Origin of the sequence: Psychrobacter sp. PL15, assembly GCF_035984995.1 — a bacterium.
Lineage (GTDB): Bacteria > Pseudomonadota > Gammaproteobacteria > Pseudomonadales > Moraxellaceae > Psychrobacter.
Genome location: NZ_JAXCIB010000002.1, coordinates 118847 through 138461, shown reverse-complemented (window position 1 = coordinate 138461; position 19615 = coordinate 118847). Strand labels below are relative to the sequence as shown.

The window sequence follows — 19615 nt, the reverse complement described above, 5'->3', positions numbered from 1 at the left end:
TAGTTGCTATAGCTTTTATCTGCTTGTCGATCGCTTAACAATCAGTCATTCAATGTCAGCTATTTAATCGCCATCAGTACTGTTAAAGCCCACACGAACGCCTAACGTCGGAATTAGCTGGCGTTTAAGTAGGCGCGTGACGGTCGTTAGATGATCATATAACGCTTGCTGTGTTGCCTTGTCTGCGGTTGCTAAATCTTCTGGCATCTGTGCTAGCAAGGTTGTGGTTTCGGCAAGTGCCGTCGATAGATTATCACCAATTTCACTGTTATTATTACTAGCAAGCATGGCCGTTAGTACCGGATCTGTCAGGGCTTTATTTAAGGTGGCTAATTTAGCATTGATAATGACGCGACTTTGACCCGCAGTTGCTGCTGGCAAATGACCTTTCGCTTTGCCTGTCAGACCTAGCGGCTGATCTATCGCAATAGATTTCATATTCTCAATCAATGACAGCAGAGAGTTAAACCATTGATTCAATCCTTGATCGCTATCTGCAGTTTTATCAATCGCCAATAAATCTGTCGCATTCTCTTGCCAGTTTTTTTCAATATCTTTTAAGCGCGTGCTTAATGCGCTACTGGCGCTAATAACATAGGCACACTGACCAGTGTCTAGACTATCATTAGCATATAGTGCTTCTTCTAAGCCGGGTATACCTTGAACAATAGCGCTTTGGTTGGCAAGTTGCTTAGGCGTCAGTGTGGGATTGGCAGCGATGAGTTCAGCGACGCCGCTATGCACCAGACCGCGCTCATCAGGATAATAGTTTATATATAAATCACTCATGCTGGCGGTCGCTGGACCAAAATTGATCATCTCCGCACTTGACCATGCTTGAGCTAAAACTAACCACTGATCACGTAGTACTTGTAACTCATCACCGCCGACTGGCACTTTCTGACAATGCTGTTGTGCCAGACTGTGTAGCAGAGCACTTTGCTTTGTGGCATCCGTATAAGCTGGAATGATAATATTATCGGCAACGTGAGTCAGATAAGTTTCTGCAGTCGCAGGGCTAATAACTACTGGAACAATTGGGTCGGCATTAGCACTTTCATTGATACTTTTATTAGCCGTTGTGTTGTTAGTAGCACTGGTCGCTGTAGACTCTTGCACTACTTTTTGACCGTCACTATCAAGCGCTTTATTGTCATCAGCAGGTTTAACACAGCTGATCAATAATCCCGCGCTTAATGCAGATAGCGCCATAGCTAAAGCATGGTTCTTTTTCATAACTTTCTCGGTATTGTCTCAATATTTACATCAATTAGTAAATGAGGCGGCTAATCTCATCAATGTGTTTAACGATTGATCATGAATCTGTATTAATAGTAAGTCTGCCTCAATAGTGAATCTGTCCCACTATTACAATGATTTTAAAAATGCATTGAGTTCAGTCCGACCTTGCTTATCCAATTTGAGTACTTTTTGTTGCTGCTTAGCAGCTTCCCCACCATGCCACAATACTGCTTCCATCAAAGTACGAGCGCGGCCATCATGTAAGAAGGTAGCTTGAGGATCAACGGTTTGCGCCAGGCCAATACCCCACAGTGCCGGCGTGCGCCATTCATAAGAGTTGGCTAAAAATTCCACTTGTGCATCTTTCGGCGGTAGCTTACCCGCGATAGTACGATCCGCTAAGTCATCGCCCATATCATGTAGCAGCAAATCGGTATAAGGATAAATGACTTGTCCGTGCTGCTCAATATTATCGTCATTAGTCTTTGGTAGCTGATATCTTGGAGTATGGCAACTTTGGCAGCCCATGTCATAAAAACGCTTTTTACCAGCTAATACCACGGTATCATCAGCATTACGTCGATTTGGAACTGCTAAATTACGAGTGTAAAATTCTACGAACTTAGCGATTTCGTCGTTCACTTCAACGGGCGGCTTACCGTTGCCTTGTTCATCGGCGCCAGTGGTCGCATCAAGGCAAGCGGTTTGCGCAGGCATACAAGATTCATGAGGTCGAATATTTGAGGTCAGACCCATATCTTCACTGAAAGCACTTTGGTTTTGCGTCAAAATCTTAGTTTGTCCCGCTTTCCAACCAAAACGACCCAACGCCAACTTGCCTGTCTTTGGATCCATCACCCAGTTAAACTTACCGCGGATACTGCTTGCATTGTTATCAGCATTTTTATTATTACTGACGGCCTGTTTTTTGATGTCCTCGTCAGGTATTTGCTCTAGTAAACCAAGTCCAATCATCGGTAGCGCAATACGCGGTGACACCATTAGCTCGTCATCAAATGCACCATAACCAGGTTTGGTCAAGCTAAAGGTCGGCGCACGCAAGGTTTCGGTATAACCATCAGCAAAAGTGACCAGCTTATCTGTCCACTGCACGGCAATTTGCGCTTCCGCCGGTACGCCCTGAATACCGCGATCTTGTAGCTGACCACCATAAACAGGATGCGCAACTTTTTCTATAAGGGAGTTCTGCAACTGTTGGCGCTGCTTATCGGTGGTCGCTGGCATAGCAAGACGGACCAATAAACTATCCGCATCATCTTCAGTATTCATTGGAGCATGACCACGTCCGTCTTTCACATGACACGACTGACAAGCCGCAACGTTAAATAGCCCCCCGAGTCCATCACGGCTATCCGTACTGGCAGGGGCCATCACCCACGGTTGGCTAAAGAAGGCATTGCCAATAAAGAAATTCCCCTTTCGCGAGGCCGTTAAATTTGATGACGGTTTAGAATAACTTTCAGCGCTAGTAATAGTAACGCCTGTGTCACCGCCCTGCTTAACCTCTTGCGGATCAAAGGTGGCTAGCTGTTGCATCGGCACGCCAGCCAGTGCTTCAATGGTTTGCGTGCGCTCAGCTGATACCGCTTGAGTTTGATTGGTATTCGTCGCACTGTCTGATGGTTGACAGGCACTTATGGATAGCGCACATAGCACGCTTAGCGCAAGCTTGGGTGACGAAATATGTGGTGTTGAAGAAAGGCAGACAAAACCTGATAACGTAACTTTCATCGCGTTAATGGCTTTCATGACGTTCATAGCCTTCATAAAAAATTACCTTAGCTCTAATATAGAACTATTAAAATCGCATGCTATAAAGTTTTTCACTTTTAGTCGATATACCAGAGCTGTCTGTATATCAGAGCTGTCTGTATATCAGAGCTGTCTATGCCCTGGGCTATCAGGTTATCTTAATGTGGTATAAAAAACACGCTGCCAACCATTATTAACAACGTGGCTATTATACCTAAATCTTACTGATATGAAAATCATTCTCATTAGACTAATGTGACTCATTAGCCATTCAAATTTAGTACAGACTAATAATATACAACCAATCTTATACCGCCAAGCCTAGAGTCGTTAGATAACAAACAGTCGCTAGATAACAAATTAGTCGTAAGATAACAGACAGTCGTTAGATAATAAACAGTCGCTAAATAACAAAAAACAACTTAAGACTGTTAGCCAGCATCGGCATCTAGATTGTCAATGCCGACCACTTTTGCCGCATTCTCAATCCCAGAAGTCAGCTCCTGCAAGCTAGTGATGCCGTTCTCGATCCAGCCACGACGAATATTTTGTTCTTCAGCAGAGATACCTTGCTCACTCACTTGTCCGACGGTAGCGATCATTTGATCGACCTTGATATTTTCTTTTTCGCCTTTGGCTACGATTACATTAAAAGCATCTTCTACTTTTTTAAAGTCCGCGGTAAGCTTGTCGGCAGCGTCTTTATGGTCAGTATCTATCAAATAATTCTTGATACCATAGCCGCCAACTGATTCACCAGCGACCGTTTTATAGCTGCCATTAAAGACGTTTTGAATACCAAGAGCATTATTAGCATAACTTAAGTGAGTCAAATCACTAAAGCACTCATGCTCATCTTCTGTTGAACCGGTAACAAATGCGACCTGCATACGCTGAGAAGCCAACTCTCCTAGCGCTAAACTACCCATTTGGTACATGATTTGGCGCATGGCGTTATTATCTTTACGTGCCATCATATCGCTACGTAAAGTGTGTTCACCTTCAGGCTGCCACTGGGCTTCCATCGCAGTTAAATCATTGACTAATAGTTGAGTCACTGATTTTAGATACTGACCACGACGATTACAAACACTCACATCTGTATTGACGGTCTCGCCACTAGTACATTTATTATCTGTGGTCATATAATCACTAATTGGACGATTACCGGCACCTTCGGCAACGCCATTGGTGTCTTGACCCCATAACAAAAACTCAATCGCATGATAACCGGTGGTGACATTGGATTCGCTGCCACCGATCTCATTCATTGCTGCCAATAGCTCAGGAGTAATAGTTTTGGTGTCTTGCTTCGAGCTATTAACAGTAATGCTATCGCTATTGATGATGTTGTCTTTACTATTATACTCGCCCGCATAACTGTCACTGACGTAATCGATTAATGCCTCGTCAAGTGGCCATGCATTTATCTGAGCTTCCCATTCATCAATACTGCTGATCGCACGTTGGTCATCAGCGGTAACAAACCCTTCATCAAAACGGAAAGTTTCAGTTTGTGAGTACGGCTGACGCGCTGCTTTATAAGCCGCTTTTGCTGCATCAAGATTCGCTTGGGTGGGCGTATCTACATAGGTATCTACAGCTGTTCGTAATATCTTAGCCGTATCTAATGAATCTTTATAAGCGGCATGTACCATATCTACATGGCTTAGCATCAATCTATCGATACTGGCCTGTTCAGTAGTTGACTTATTGGTACCTGAATCGGATTGAACCGCTGTTTGCGTATCGGTAGCGACGGCGTCCTCATTAGTCTGCTTGGTGCAACCCGTAACCATTAACAGTCCTGCAAGTGCAACCGCTAAAGTGGTGGGTAGGATCTTGCGGCTCGTCACTGTGGTGATGTTCATACGCGTCCTTAAGGGGATTTATCAAGTAAGAAATGGCAAAAGTACATTAATAATGGTGTAACATTGAGAGTATGCGAATTATAATGCTATTGATAACGATTATCAAACTTAAATTAAACTCTTTACGTTTTATGCAAATTTATTCTTAGTACGCCTAGCTTTATTTTAGGTCCTCTTCACTTGATAAATATTTTATTAAGGCTTTTTTTAAGGCATAAAAAAGGCCAGCGCAGTGCTGACCTTCTTAGTGAATATAACTTCTTAAGCCTAGCTTTTAGTAGCTAGTTCTTAATCATTAATTTTTAGTTTACGCTTTGTGGCGTATTAATGGTTAATTCAACACGACGGTTTTGCTGGCGGCCATAATCAGTATTGTTATCAGCAACTGGACGAGATTCGCCATATGCGACAACATTAATACGGCTAGAAGATACGCCGCGTGCCGTTAAGTAATTCGCGACTGAATAAGCACGGTCACGTGATAGGCCTTGGTTATAAGACGCTGAACCTTTACTGTCAGTATGACCCGCAATAGTAATGGAGTTTTGGTTATACTGATTCATCGTAGAGGCAAGCTTATCAAGCGTTGGCTTAAAACCTGAGCTCAATGTTGCATCATCAAATGAGAAAGTGATATTGGCTGGCATTACTAGATCAATGTTGCCATTAGGATTCTGGGTAACAGTGACGCCACTACCAGCCATTTGTTGCTCAAGCTGTCTAGCCTGACGCTCCATGTAATAACCAACACCCGTGCCTAGTGCAGCACCAATAGCTGCATCACGACCGGTGTTATCTCCACCAGTTGCTTTAGAAATAACAGCGCCACCGGCGGCACCAGCTAGAGCGCCGATAGCCGTTTTATTGATGCGTTGTTGTCCAGTATTCGGATCAGTGACACAACCACTGAGTGCTAGGCCGGATGCTACTGCTAAAATCATTATTTGGTTGCGCATAAATTTTCCCTCTGAAGTTGGAATTACAGATAAGTCGTGCTTCTACAGACTGTACTTTTTATAAGATTTGTTGATAAGAGCTTGTTAACTCCTACCTTATTGGGTGTCATTCTTATTCGGTATTATTATCTCAAGAGCAAGCTATCTATGTGTAATATTTTGTCACATCTATGTATGAGAAGTGCATGATACCTTACGACTAGCAACGACTAGCAACCTCATCAGCCACAACACCGTTATAAAATATAAAGTAAATTTCATAGCTATTGGCTTGCGATACGCTATATGTTTTTTCTGTACTTTTGTTTTATCTGTTATTGTGAGTCACGTTAACACTCGTACACTGTTATTAATTTCTGCTAGAATCAGGCCATATCGTTGCCATAGCTAGGCAGCATTACGATCACTGTACTCTACGTGATGGTAAAACCATTAAGAATGATGGGGAATGTAAGAGGCTTTTGGTCATTTATAGTGATAGCCATTATTGGCGCAGAGACTTTTAGAGTCATATCTTAAAGGTTAACACCTTACTGAGTATAAATAACCTAAACACATATAATTTCAAAGTACCCATTCTAAAAATAGTTAATTTCAAAACTAATAACTTAGAATCTAACAATATCGAAATATAAGGATTGAGTATGCGACTGACCTCTACCATTAAAAAAATACATAAACGCAGCCCTAGATTGGGCAAAGCGGTCTCATTGGTGACCGCCACCGGTGTCATTACTGCCAATAGTATTGCGGCCGGTATCCCTATATGGCTGATGGGAGCCACTAAGGTCATCACTGGCTCACAGATTGCAGACAAGACAGTGATTGGCGTCACTAATTATTGGATTCACGGCAACAACGCCTTAATTGATAATATTTTGCCAGATAAAGACTGGCGTATTAGCTTACCTGAAGATGTGGATACTCAGGGTAAATACTTGCTTATCAGTAATCATCAGTCATGGGTCGATACCAGTATTGTGCAATACATTAGTGAAAAGCGTTTGCCATTAACACGGTTTTTTACCAAGTTTGAACTGATTTATATTCCTGTGATTGGTCAAGCATTCTATTTTTTAGACTTTCCAATGATGCGCCGGCACTCGAAAGAAGCCGTGGCCAAAAATCCAGCACTGCAAGGTAAAGATATCGAAGAAGCCAAGCGTGCCTGTGCCTTACTTAAGGACAAACCTTTTACGTTGTTAAACTATCTAGAAGGAACGCGCTTTACGCCAACCAAGCGTGATAAGCAGCACTCGCCGTACAAAAATTTGCTGAAACCACGAGCGGGTGGATTATCTCTTGCTATAAACGCGCTGGGTGAAGATATGGATGGTATCTTAGATATGACCATTGTCTATCCTGATGGAGTACCGACTTATAGTGATTTATGGAAAGGAAATATTAAGCGCTTGGGTGTTGATGTTCGCCATATTAAGATGCCCGACGATTTGTTTACTGCTATCCAAAACGGCGGTTACGAAAATGATGAGCCTATCAAGGCGCAGATGTTTGAATGGGTAGAACAGATATGGCGTCAAAAGGATCAACGTATTACGAGTATGCTTGCTGAGTTTGATACGTCTGATACGTGATAACGAGACTCTGAGACTCTGAGACTCTGAGACTCTGAGACTCTGAGACTCTGAGACTAAAAATGCTTTATTGACAGGCTCAAACAAAGGGTTAAATAGCAGTAGTCAATAAGGCGGCGTTAAATCAAGATAGCGCTAGGTCAAAATAGTATTGACGCCACCTGGCACTGTTTTTATTTATAATGATTTATTATAATGGCTGATGGGTTGTTTTTCAGCACTATTTATTGATAGTGTTAATAAGCATTGAAACCTACCATTCATTCAATAGCCATTCATTATATTATATAGAAGGTATGACTGTGTCCACCTCTCCTGCTGCTAACCTGCCTACAGATTCCAAACCATTACCCAACCAGTCGACCGACCCACTAAACACTCAGTCGCCAAACTCTAAGCGGCCCAAGCCAAACCGTTTGAAACTAACCTATGACATGCTGATGATTGTCGTTATCAGTATTGATTTATTCTTGATCAGTATTGATGCTATTTTGATGAGTAACTTTACCAGCAGTGTTGCAGGATGGCTGACACTCAGCGAGGGGCTGAACTGGTATCAAAGCACCTTACACGATCCATTACGTACGGCTGGCGGGTTTTTTACCATATTTTTAATCTTAGAACTATTATTGCGCTGGGCTATTGCGATTAAAGAACAGGTCTATTATCGCTGGTTTTTCTTTCCCTTTGTGCATTGGTATGAAGTGTTAGGCTGCTTCCCGCAGCTACGCGCACTGCGTTTATTTCGGGCGGTGATCATCGGTCGGCGTTTATATCAGCTTGGTTATCAGGTGCTGCCGCAGCCGTGGCTTGACCGTATTAAGTTTTATATTAATTTAATATTAGAAGAGTTATCCGATCGCGTCATCCTAACCACCATTCATAACTATCGCCAACAGCTAACCGATCCTGAGATGCAACAGTCATTGATTGAATCCACGATCGGTCGTAATCGTGATGAGATTGAGGCGGTACTATTGTCTTTGTTACGTAAAGAGCTGGCACCGCAGCTGCAAAACCTTACCGGTGACTCGAAAGGTGGTAATCTAATAGCAAGCGAAGTGGGCAACGCCATCCAGGAAGGACTGGCCAATACTCCTGAGTTGCGGCGCTATCTGCGCCTAATCCCGATCGCTGGCAGCTTGATTGAATCACAATTGCAACATATCGGGCAGAATATTGGTGAAAATGTCGTCTATGCCCTTAACGCCCGACTGCTTGATGATGAGCGTATTGACGCCTTAATGGTCGCTATCGCTCAGGGGGTTGCTCAGATCGATACTAATGATACAGCCCTCGATAACTTGATAGCGCGTATTATCTCTGACAGCCTACTAGAATTTGAGGCACAAATAAAAGTTCAACAATGGAAACACCAAGATATGCTCAAATTTTAGTTATTTTATCAATTGATACCTTTCAATAAACTGTAGTTAAGGCCGTCGCTGGCTTATATTTTATAGGCTAAGGGGCTTGTTAAGTCCTCACCCCACTTAGTACACTGTGTATTAGAACAATACTTACTTAATAGCGTTTTTTGACCAAAAAAATATAATCGCTGGCATATAACCAATAATAGCTGGCATATACTCAAAACTGCGCCGTGGTTGCAGCGATACGAACACCTTTTGAGGATCAATAGTATGATGATTTCAGATAACAATAGCCAAACTCTCTCTCCGACCGTGCCTGCCATGACTTTTTATGGCAAGATGCTGACTTTTTCACGTTTGCAACTAAACACTGATGATCTACCTACTATCGAGACCCAGCTGGCTGGTCTGCTTAGTAATAAAACCAGCAATATTCCGATCATCATTGATAGTGATATTGAGCAAGACTTGACAGCCTTAGTAACGCTGCTATGGTCATGGGGCCTGCAACCTATCGGTGTAATTACCGGTCTGCTTGACACACAAGCACGCGCCCAACAGTTGGCGATATTCCCAGCAGAGGGCAAGCGTATTGAGCGCATTTTACCCAGCAAAAAATCTGTACCCCCTGTTAGCCAAGCAGCTGTTGATAACCCTGCGGAAAAGCCATCTGATAATAGCGTTAGCGCCACAGCAAACAACGAAGCTGCTGAAGCGACTACAGCTACCCAACAGTCAGCAGAGGCCCTACTCAGCGCCGAGCATATTACTAGCCTAATCTATGACCAAATGCTACGCTCAGGACAAAGCCTTAATCATGTCGGCGGTGATTTGATTTTGACCAATAGCATCAATAGTGGCGCTGAAGCCATTACCGACAATAGCCTGCATGTTTATGGCCGCGCACAAGGGCGCTTAGTCGCAGGGGCCACGGGTGATAAAGATGCGCGTATTTTCTGCCAAGTTTTTAACCCCTCATTGGTGTCAGTCGCGGGTACTTATTGCTTACGGGATAACTTGCCTGACCATTTGATCGATAAGTCTGTACAAGTCCGTTTTATAGAAGGCCAAGGTTTGGTATTTACCGTTATGGATGACACTAAATCGCTAGTATAAGCGGTAGATATCATGTGCTTGTTGCTGGTAGTACTTACTTCGTCGCTCAACTGCTATTTAATTCGAATTTAACGCTTTTTTGGTGCTTAGCTAATGGCTATTTAAAACGTTATTTAACGCTATAATCAGTTAAGAATCTACTTAATATCATAATAAGTTTGTTTAACAAAAATACGCTACTGTTAATCTTTAACTTAGCTCATATTTTCAAGCTGAGCCTGCGCTGATTAGAGTATTAGTAAGCTCTGATTTAAGGTAGCAACAAGGTGGCATTAATTTTCGTAGGTTTTTGTGGTTTAAGACGGACTTGCTATAAATTTTTGTTTATTTATGCTAGGCTTACGCTCGCATGTAGCACATATACTAATAAGCAAATGCGCTATTTTATCTATTAGACATCTCATTGATTCATAGGAGTGTGCCATTGTGGCAAAGATTGTTGTAATCACTTCAGGTAAAGGCGGTGTGGGCAAAACCACCACCAGCGCTTCTTTTGCTGCCGGCTTGGCGTTACGTGGCTATAAGACAGTAGTTATCGATTTTGATGTGGGCCTCCGTAATCTAGACTTGATTATGGGCTGTGAAAATCGTATCGTTTATGACTTTGTTGATGTCATTAGTGGTAATGCTCGTCTGTCACAAGCACTGGTCAAAGACAAGCGGTTAGAGAACCTATACATCTTACCTGCCAGTCAAACACGTGATAAAGACGCGCTTACAGACGAGGGCGTAGCAGAAGTCATGGCTGAACTCTCTAAGCAGTTCGATTATATTATCTGCGATTCTCCAGCGGGTATCGAGCGCGGCGCGCAGCTGGCTATGTATCATGCGGATGAGGCGATTATCGTTACCAACCCTGAGATATCATCAGTACGTGACTCGGATCGGATCATCGGTATTCTGCAAAGCCGTACTAAAAAGGCTGAAGACAATCAAGGTCCTGTCCGTGAACATTTAATTATCACTCGCTACAATGCCGAACGTGCTGCAGCCAGTGAAATGATGAGTATTGAGACCATCTCTAACGATATCCTAAAGGTGCCGCTATTAGGGGTCATCCCTGAAAGTCATTCTGTACTTGAAGCATCTAACCACGGTGAGCCGGTTATTCACTATACTGACTCCGTTGCCGGTCAATGCTATGACGATATCGTCGCCCGCTTTTTAGGGGAAGAACGTCCATTACGTCATATTGATGTGAAGAAAAAGAGTCTACTACAGCGCTGGTTTGGAGGTCAATAATGAATAAGAAAAAAGGATTTTGGAGTAATTTATTTGGTTCAGATGATAATAATGTTTCTGGTAGTGCCAATATGGCCACTGAGCGTTTAAAAGTTATTGTTGCGAGTGAAAATCGCCTGAATAATCGTCTGACTGCTGACCGTATTGAAAAAATGAAACGTGAAATACTTGAAGTGGTTAACAAATACGTTAATGGTGTGCAAATTGATGATGTTAATATCAACCATCGTCACGAAGATACCCTAGATGTGCTTGAGATGAATATCAGTTTACCTGAGCACAAGAAGTAAAATTTTTGAACAGCTATAGTTAAAATACCTTAAAAACGCGATGGTACTGCTGGTACAAGCTTTTTGCAGCCTCTGTCTGCGTGGGCACAGCAAGCAAGAAAAACGTGTGCCAGCAGTAGGTTAGGTATCGATATTACTTTTCATTGACTATATGTGCCATAAGAGTGATGCTCTATACATCTAGTATCATAAGCGCTCAAACAAAAAAGCCCTCAGTACTATACTGAAGGCTTTTTTATTGCTTTTTTATAGCGATACCATTATTTCATTCGATTGATCAGCTTATCTTTTAAGATAAATTGATGATATAAAGCCGCGCTAATATGCAATAGCGTAAAGGCGATAATCATCGGCCAAATAATATCTGTATGTACGTCATTATAAAAACGTGCTGCAGTACGATCAGGAGTGACAAAAACTGGAATTTGAAACAAACCAAATATATCCACTGGTCTGCCACCATAGACAGTCATCAACAACCCTGCCATTGGCATTGCAATCAATAACGCATACAAACCAAAATGAGACAATTTTGACATAACAAATTGCCATTTTGGCATCAGCGCAGCGGGCGGCGATTTAATAAGCACGCGATTAAGCACTCGCGCAATCATCCAGCATAATAGACTGATACCAAAGGCTTTATGCAGGCTAATGTAGATTCTATCATCCATATTTTGATACAAAAGCATTAATATCCACGTGACTAGTAATAAAATAGCGCTGATCCAGTGGAATATCCGGCTACTAACTGGCCACTTGTTGACGCTTGGATTGACATTATTCATGGATTATCCTGTTAATTAGATCCCTAATTATTAATGGTAATTAATTTATGGTTATACATAGATTAAGCTATGGTAGCTGAGGGCCCATGAAGCGCCTTAGCTTTTGCTGATTAACGGTCCAAGTCTACTAATTGGTGCGCAATTTTATCTAAATCAGGCACCAAATAGAGCGTGTCATCGATGATTACTGTTTGAAATAAATAAGACTGCACAACATTTTCTCTAAAATGTTCTTCAACGGCATTGATCGTGTCATCAGCCGTACTTACACTGAGCGACTGATAAATATTGGTACTATCGTCTTTAATTTTATTCGCATCAATATTGCTGAGAGCGACATCGACGTAATACTTGGGCAGGTCGATATCTTTGACATCAGATATGCGCACTTTTACTTGATGCAGTTCACCTGCGGTCTGTAAGGCAACCCGGTGTGCTGGGGTATTGCCTTCTAAAACCACGATTTTATCTACCACTTGATCGCGCGGTAACATATGAAATACGGCCACTTCTTGCTGCTGCCACAGATAAATCCAAATACGCTCATGGTAGTCGTCCACACTCAATATTAAGCTGCTTGGAATAATCCAGTCAAGCTGATTAAGTGCGGGTACGATAGTGACGTCAAGCATCCCATTATCAGTGGTTAGCAAGCTCACGGCTTCAAACGAATGCTTGAGAATTTGTTTCATACTTTGCCACCTTAACGTCATCGTGAGTTTTGTCTCTTCGTACTAAGGTAAGTGTTATCTATGTTCGGTCAAACTCACTTGTTTGCCTAATAAACGATAAATTTTAGTGAGTAACTCATTCTCTTGGAATGGTTTACCCATATAGTCGTTTACCCCAATTTCAAGTGCACGTTCACGGTGTTTTTCACCCGTACGTGAGGTAATCATAATAATCGGAATATGCTGTAAGCGTTTATTGCGTCGTACTTGAGTGGCTACTTCGAAGCCATCCATTCGCGGCATCTCAATATCTAGTAATATTAAGTCTGGAGTCATCCCTTGCAAAATCTCAAGCGCATCGATACCATCTTTGGCAATAGCTACCTGTATTCCTTGACGTTCTAAGAAGCGAGAAGTTACTTTACGGACAGTGACCGAATCATCTACCACTAAGAGAGTAGGCTGAGTTTTTGAACGGCTATGCCCAATATTACTGACTTTTGGATCCTCCTGTAGCGCTGGTGCATTACGCATCAGAGCGATAAGATCCAAGATAAGCATTACTGAGCCGTCACCCATGATGGTAGCCGCTGAAATACCGGCAAGATGTGACAGCTGTCGTCCAAGAGGTTTGACCACCACTTCAATACGTGAGCCTGCAATTTGATCCACTTGTAGCGCAATATTTTGGCCAGTGCGATTTTTTATAAGGATAAGAGGTAAGCTGGTATTGGTGTCGACCATCAGCTCATTGAGTTTTTTACCCGATAAAATATCATTTAAATAACGCACACGATAGTCAATACCTTCAAGATGCAAGGTATCTTCGCCTGCTTGGTAATAAGCATAGAGTATTTCTGAGCTAACACGTACCACCCGCTCAATTTGTACTAATGAAATAGCGTAATAGTGATCAGCAGCACGAACCACCAAGGCATCAGATACTGCGACAGTAAGCGGCATCCGTATGGTAAAACGCGATCCCTGCCCCAGCTCGGACATCACTGAAACCACACCACCAAGTTGACGAATCTCACTCATAACGATGTCCATCCCCACACCGCGTCCCGAGATTTGGGTCACTTGCTTGGCCGTGGACAATCCAGCGTTAAAAATATACTGTATGATATCAAGGTCCGTTAAACTGGTATCTTGCGCCTCAATCAAACCTTGCGAAATCGCTTTATCGCGTACCGCTTCGACATCGATACCACGGCCATCATCCGATAAATTGATGACGATTTCACTCCCTTCGCGCAGTACCTCTAGGATGATATGTCCAATACGATCTTTACCTATTTTGCAACGTGTTGCAGTGCTTTCAATACCATGATCCACGGCGTTTCGTAGCATGTGCTCAAGCGGTGAAGTAATGCGCTCTAAAATGGTTCTATCCATCTCATCATCAGCATTAATGATTGTAAGCTCAACTGATTTATTGAGCTCGTTAGCCGTTTGCCGCACAATACGCTTAAGGCGTGGCGTCAAGCGGGTAAATGGTACCATTCGCGAGTTTATTAAGCCGTTTTGTAACTCAGTTTGCGTCCGTGATAGCTGTAGCAACAAGCTTTCACTATTGCGGGTTTTTTCCAATAAAGTACGGTTAATCTCAGTCAAATCGGATGCAGACTCTGACAGAGATTTTGATAATTGGTTTAAAGAAGAATATTGATCCATCTCTAATGGGTCAAAACCTTCATTTTTAAGCCACTCTTCATCAACCTGCGATAAAATTTGGGTCTCCAGCTCAATTTCCATCCGGCGCAGCTGATCGGCCAAACGTTGCACCGTGGTGCCCATTTCTTCGATGCTATGGGTTAAGCTACTTATACCCATATCAATACGAGCACGGTTGATTGCTGACTCTCCGGATAGGTTAATCATATGCTCAATTAGACTCCCTGAGATACGGATCGTCTCATTACTAATTAAGCTTTTTTCTTGCTCAGTGAAATTGCCAGTCATGGACGGCATTTCACTGATATCTGCTTCAGTAGGCTGTGAGTCTTGCTTGTCTTTAGCAGTCAAAATTATCTTAAGCTGTGCTTGGAGAGACTCATTAGGTACTTGTTTCAAGTGATCAGGATTTTTAGTAAACTGTTCAAGCGCTGCTATCAACAAGGTAGGTGTTGGGGGATTAACCTGCTGTTTGAGAACAGACACTGCATCTGCAATCCAATCATGACAGGTCGCCAGTAACTCTAATATTATCTTAGTAGCAGGACGGCGGTGGCTAGCAATATCTTCATAGACGGTTTCCATTTCATGCGCCAAATCAGCAATACCATTAGCCGCGATCATCCGCGCCCCACCTTTGATTGTATGCAAGTCACGCTGTAGCGATTGTAGCGCTACCATATCGTCAACATTAGCTAAAAAATGCTGCAAATATTTATTACGGTTGGTTAACTCATCTGCTTCTTCTAAAAATACCTCTAAAATATCAGGATCAGGCCGACCATTTCCCCATGACGCCCCAATCAGTCTAGCTAAACTAAGTGGGTCTGGAGTTTTCTTTGTATCGTGACCACTCCCAAATGCCGCAGTTTCAGACTGAGTATTCACCTGGTTATCTGGCGCTGGTACAATAAGAGTGACTGTTGACGGTAGCTCATCTACTTGCTCAAGCTGTCGTAATTGCTCAATAAGTTCATAAGCGAAAAAAGACGTTTGGTAATTTAGAATATGCGTAATTTGTAGCGACAAGGTATCCTGTACTATTTGCATAATAGCCAACCACTGCGCTGTTGGCAGCCGTCTATGTTCTACAAAGGCTTCATAGATACTTTCAGCTTCGTGGGTCAGGTCTCCGATGCTACGGATACCTGCCATTCGCGCGCCACCCTTGATAGTATGCAAATGACGTTGTAGTACTTTTAGAGGATTAATATTGGTGATATCCACGCGCCATTCGTTGAAACTTTTGGCAATAGCACTATCAAGCTCCTGCACTTCTTCTAAAAATATCTCTAACAGCTCAACGTCAGTGTCAATTGACTCAAGCTGTAGTTCAGGCGCTCGAGTGCTAATAACGGGATTTAGGACGATGTCAGGCCTTATTTTATCTGTAACGGTCTCGTCAATAAGAACTCTATCGCTACTATCATCGTTGTTAGAATTGTTGTTAGAATTGTTGTTAGAGTCGTCAGTATTATCATCGTTATAAAAACCATCTTTATGAGGCTCTTGGGTACAGAAGAGGTTATGTAAATCTTCAAGGACTTGCGTATTGACCCTTAATGACATGCTACCCGCTAATGCATCAAACAAGCCTATCAGTTGGGCGTGTCCAGCCAGTAGCATAGCGACGGTATCAGACTTGCTTGCCTGCTTGGGATGATGAATCAGATAAGCATAAACAGTACCCAGCGCATTAAGTATGGCAGTAAATTTTGGCGACTCTACCGTTTTAGTCGCTAAGCGCTCTATTTGTAAGATTTGCAACTGTAGGTAAGCTTGAACGTACTCGCTATCAGGATGGTCAAGTGCAGCGCTCAACTCCCATTCAGCGTCTAGCAGTTGGTTAATGTTGTCATCTAACAGTTGCCCGATACTCAGTGGACTACCTGCCATTATGATGTTGTCGTCTGACTCTCCAAGCATAGCTTGTAGTAAAGTCAAGTCTTGCTGGCTCTGGATTTCTTCTACTGGCATGTTTTGCTGTTGAATATTTTGTTTATACTTATTTAGATATCCATCAATAAGGGTCACAGATTGTGTCAGCGCTTGAAGATGTTGAGCACTCATTGGCGTATCATGATGTTGTAACTGCTCTAAGTTTTGCTCTATTATGGCACTAACATCACTGATAGCTACTAAAGCACTAGAACCAGAGGCCGCCCGCAGAGTATGAAAGGCCCGAACGATCTCATCACTGACACCAATATGAGACTGGCCTTGGTGCGAACTGACAAATCCATTAATCTCTTGTAATAGTGCTTCTGCCTCCTCAATAAAGATGTCATAAAACACTTGTTCTTCTGGACTCTTCGGGATAAAAACGGGTGGCGTTTCCACCATGAGCTCATTAACAGCTTGAATTTTTTGTAGCATGCCATCAACTTTATCACCACCACTACCGCTATCACGATTAATAATATTTGCATCGCTATCAGAGGCTATCTCTGAGCGATTGACGGGCTGATATTGAGTAGTCGCTACGAACTCATCGTACAAGATAGAATAGCTAAAATTATCACCACCTTGCTGGCTATACGCATTGGCACAAGCAATCCAGAGCGCTACAATCGCCGGATAATCATGACTATTAGCAGCAAATGTGGTCATCAATGCTGGATATGCCGCCAAGACATCAGCGATAAGCTGTCTGATATCTGTTGAGGCCACAATGCTATGATCTAAAATTCGATCAAGCATTTTTTCTATAGACCATGCCAACTCAGCCGTGTGATTAGCGCCAACCATCCGCCCTGAGCCTTTTAGAGTATGAAAACCGCGATGCACCTCAGTCAGCGTGGTCAAGTCAGTAGGCTGCTGTTGCCATTGCTCATATAACGGTACAATCTTGGCCAATACTTCATAGGCCTCTTCTATAAATACCTCTTTGATGTCAGGATCAGCGTCGCTAACATCCGCTGGTAATTGTGAGGTATTTTGCATAAGTGGCACAAGTACTGCTGGTATTTCAATCTCAAAGATAAATGCGGGTAAACTGTTATTGTTATTGTTAAGAGTATCGTCACTAGAAAATTTATGAGCATCGCCTATATAATCTACTAGCTCAGGAAGATTAGAGTCAGTATTTATAAGCCACTGTTCTAGGTTTAGACTGGTTTCTGTTTCTGTTTCTGTTTCTGTTTCTATTTCTGACTCTATAGCTATTAAGGCTTCTAAGCCAAACTTTAGTGGTTGCTTGGTTCGTAAGTTATGACTTTGTAAAATAGCGATAGCAGGATCAACGCTTGGCGGGTGTAAGGTATCAAAGTCCGTTATCAATACTGAGAGGTGCTTGGTGGTCTGCATTACTAACGCTACCGCGTCATCAGTCACCAGCAAAGTCTTTTTTAACAGGTGATTAAGCAAGTCTTCAATTGACCACGCTACCTCACCGATGCTAAAGGCACCAACCATACGTCCCGAGCCTTTTAGAGTATGAAAACCACGGCGCACTTCATGCAGCGGCGTTAAATCCTGCGAGTCTTGCTGCCAAATATATAACAGACCTTCTAAGTCAGTGATAACCCCAGCTGCCTCTTCGATGAAGATATCACGAATTTCTTCATCCATATCAAAGTTGTCAGGCTGGACTTGAGCACGAGCGCTCAGTAGAGCGTCACTGTCAGTTTCCCTTATAGCATTGGCAGTTTCCTTTATAGTATTATCGTCTGTTATGTTATGAGCATCGTACCCTAATGTGGGATCACTACCTGGGTTTGACGTAGGGAGAGATTGGTTAATAGAAGTATGATTAACATTAGCTTGGTTAACATTCGCTTGATTAACAGCAACAATCTCGCTGCTATCGTCGTAACGGATCACACCAGTCGCTGCTACTTTTTTGAGAAGAAAAGTATCATCGATCGTTCCAGACGTTTGCAAACGCAGATTGAGTAATTCGACTGCTTTTTCGACCTGTTTGTTGGCTTGCGTTAATAATTGTGGATCAAAAACCTGCTGCACCTGAGCAAGACTATTCAACTCAATATAAATCTCTGTTACCAAACTTTTAATGACCTCTGCTAGTGACAACGCTGCTTGAGCACCGTCGTTGCCAACATCAACATCCACATCCACATCCACATCCACATCCACATCCACATCCACATCCACATCCACATCCACATCCACATCCACATCAGTATCATTATCATTATCCGTACTAATAATAGTTTCAGAGAGCGATCGCCCCTCTACAATCTGAGTTGGCTGCCCATAAGATTCTAAGACATAGTCAAGTCGTGCTAGTAACGAAACATAGTGCTCAGGTAGCGGCGTTTTATTAGACGTAAGCTCCTGCAACCACCAATTAGCTAAGCCCCAGAGACGCTGATGGTCATTGATGCTGGCAGTTTGCCATAAATACTGGCTGACGTTTTCTAAGACTGACAGTACGGGCGCTTGGTTAACATTGACAGCAAGCAAGTGCTGCACTTGTTGTCGCCAGACTGTCAATAATTGCTGATACTGCTGAGAAGTGAGAGCAGCTGTCGCCATACTGTTTGGTACTGCTCTATCTATGTTGTAGGCGGCATTATCTATCGCTGTTGATGACAAACCTTCGACTTGCTCTGTTGCTATCACTATCTGTGACAACATATGGCTAAGATAATTAACAGTTTTAGTGAGTAATGCGGTGTGGTGAGCATCAGTTCGCACACCTTGTGTTAGCGCGTGCTGCAATAGCTGGTGAGAAAACTGAGCCGTTTGACAGTGATCAGCACTAAGGTTTTGCTGGCTGCCCAAGTCTGCTAATAGACTCAGCTTAGTCGCTAAGCTTGCTAATAAAGGCCAGTTAATCATGATTAGTACCCTGCTAATCTGATGGTAGTGCGGTACCATTTGTTCATAGTTTGTACTGTTAGCGCCTACTTGCCAACCATCAGCTGCCTGTAATAATTGCTGATTGAGTAGTGGCAGTAGCCGCTCATGCGCCACTGTTTCGTTGGGCTGGTTGTTCATAGGTTCATCCTAACGTGTTTAGCCACTGCTGCGCATTGTAAGCATCAACTTTTAATATA

At 42.8% G+C, this 19615-nt stretch carries 12 protein-coding genes; 5 read left to right on the top strand and 7 right to left on the bottom strand.

Features of this window, described 5'->3' with window-relative positions:
- Window positions 1-63 precede the first annotated feature (63 nt).
- The 4 genes from RCH20_RS02055 to RCH20_RS02040 all read right to left on the bottom strand — a co-directional run bounded on the left by RCH20_RS02055 (window position 64) and on the right by RCH20_RS02040 (window position 5842).
- Window positions 64-1236: an imelysin family protein gene (locus RCH20_RS02055; protein WP_327192407.1), complete on the bottom strand. Its 1173-nt coding sequence runs from the start codon at window positions 1234-1236 to the stop codon at window positions 64-66.
- Between the two features lie 132 nt (window positions 1237-1368).
- The gene (locus tag RCH20_RS02050; protein WP_442793083.1) at window positions 1369-3030 is read right to left on the bottom strand and encodes a di-heme oxidoreductase family protein; all 1662 of its coding nucleotides are present in this window, start codon (window positions 3028-3030) and stop codon (window positions 1369-1371) included.
- 416 nt (window positions 3031-3446) lie between these two features.
- Window positions 3447-4886 (bottom strand): imelysin family protein, encoded by a 1440-nt coding sequence (locus RCH20_RS02045; protein WP_327192406.1) that lies wholly within the window; start codon window positions 4884-4886, stop codon window positions 3447-3449.
- 302 nt (window positions 4887-5188) lie between these two features.
- The gene (locus tag RCH20_RS02040; RefSeq protein ID WP_209956422.1) at window positions 5189-5842 is read right to left on the bottom strand and encodes an OmpA family protein; all 654 of its coding nucleotides are present in this window, start codon (window positions 5840-5842) and stop codon (window positions 5189-5191) included.
- Between the two features lie 644 nt (window positions 5843-6486).
- On the opposite strand from RCH20_RS02040, the gene RCH20_RS02035 reads away from it, so the two are divergent.
- The 5 genes from RCH20_RS02035 (at window position 6487) to minE (ending at window position 11458) form a co-directional block, all read left to right on the top strand.
- Window positions 6487-7437 (top strand): acyltransferase, encoded by a 951-nt coding sequence (locus RCH20_RS02035; protein WP_327192405.1) that lies wholly within the window; start codon window positions 6487-6489, stop codon window positions 7435-7437.
- Between the two features lie 302 nt (window positions 7438-7739).
- Window positions 7740-8834: a hypothetical protein gene (locus RCH20_RS02030; RefSeq protein ID WP_327192404.1), complete on the top strand. Its 1095-nt coding sequence runs from the start codon at window positions 7740-7742 to the stop codon at window positions 8832-8834.
- A 246-nt stretch (window positions 8835-9080) separates the two neighbouring features.
- Window positions 9081-9926, top strand: coding sequence for a septum site-determining protein MinC (gene minC / locus RCH20_RS02025; RefSeq protein ID WP_327192403.1), 846 nt, complete (start codon window positions 9081-9083; stop codon window positions 9924-9926).
- A gap of 426 nt (window positions 9927-10352) precedes the next feature.
- The gene (gene minD, locus RCH20_RS02020) at window positions 10353-11168 is read left to right on the top strand and encodes a septum site-determining protein MinD (protein ID WP_209956418.1); all 816 of its coding nucleotides are present in this window, start codon (window positions 10353-10355) and stop codon (window positions 11166-11168) included.
- Window positions 11168-11458 carry a cell division topological specificity factor MinE gene (minE, locus tag RCH20_RS02015; RefSeq protein WP_201556463.1) on the top strand — a complete coding sequence of 97 codons (291 nt, stop codon included), beginning with the start codon at window positions 11168-11170 and terminating at the stop codon, window positions 11456-11458. Before minD ends, minE begins: the two co-directional genes overlap by 1 nt.
- A 260-nt stretch (window positions 11459-11718) precedes the next feature.
- On the opposite strand, the gene RCH20_RS02010 is transcribed toward minE, so the two are convergent.
- The 3 genes from RCH20_RS02010 to RCH20_RS02000 all read right to left on the bottom strand — a co-directional run bounded on the left by RCH20_RS02010 (window position 11719) and on the right by RCH20_RS02000 (window position 19556).
- Entirely contained in the window at window positions 11719-12246 is a 528-nt protein-coding gene (locus tag RCH20_RS02010) for a cytochrome b (RefSeq protein ID WP_209956417.1), read from the bottom strand.
- 110 nt (window positions 12247-12356) lie between these two features.
- The gene (locus RCH20_RS02005) at window positions 12357-12938 is read right to left on the bottom strand and encodes a hypothetical protein (protein WP_327192401.1); all 582 of its coding nucleotides are present in this window, start codon (window positions 12936-12938) and stop codon (window positions 12357-12359) included.
- A gap of 54 nt (window positions 12939-12992) precedes the next feature.
- Window positions 12993-19556 (bottom strand): Hpt domain-containing protein, encoded by a 6564-nt coding sequence (locus RCH20_RS02000; RefSeq protein ID WP_327192400.1) that lies wholly within the window; start codon window positions 19554-19556, stop codon window positions 12993-12995.
- Window positions 19557-19615: the final 59 nt, after the last annotated feature.

What these genes read in the sequence shown, in the direction of transcription:
- minC (WP_327192403.1), top strand. Translation starts at nt 9,081, where the DNA reads ATGATGATTTCAGATAACAATAGCCAAACTCTCTCTCCGACCGTGCCT.
- RCH20_RS02045 (WP_327192406.1), bottom strand. Translation starts at nt 4,886, where the DNA reads ATGAACATCACCACAGTGACGAGCCGCAAGATCCTACCCACCACTTTA.
- RCH20_RS02035 (WP_327192405.1), top strand. Translation starts at nt 6,487, where the DNA reads ATGCGACTGACCTCTACCATTAAAAAAATACATAAACGCAGCCCTAGA.
- RCH20_RS02050 (WP_442793083.1), bottom strand. Translation starts at nt 3,030, where the DNA reads ATGAAGGCTATGAACGTCATGAAAGCCATTAACGCGATGAAAGTTACG.
- RCH20_RS02010 (WP_209956417.1), bottom strand. Translation starts at nt 12,246, where the DNA reads ATGAATAATGTCAATCCAAGCGTCAACAAGTGGCCAGTTAGTAGCCGG.
- RCH20_RS02000 (WP_327192400.1), bottom strand. Translation starts at nt 19,556, where the DNA reads ATGAACAACCAGCCCAACGAAACAGTGGCGCATGAGCGGCTACTGCCA.
- RCH20_RS02005 (WP_327192401.1), bottom strand. Translation starts at nt 12,938, where the DNA reads ATGAAACAAATTCTCAAGCATTCGTTTGAAGCCGTGAGCTTGCTAACC.
- RCH20_RS02040 (WP_209956422.1), bottom strand. Translation starts at nt 5,842, where the DNA reads ATGCGCAACCAAATAATGATTTTAGCAGTAGCATCCGGCCTAGCACTC.
- RCH20_RS02055 (WP_327192407.1), bottom strand. Translation starts at nt 1,236, where the DNA reads ATGAAAAAGAACCATGCTTTAGCTATGGCGCTATCTGCATTAAGCGCG.
- minE (WP_201556463.1), top strand. Translation starts at nt 11,168, where the DNA reads ATGAATAAGAAAAAAGGATTTTGGAGTAATTTATTTGGTTCAGATGAT.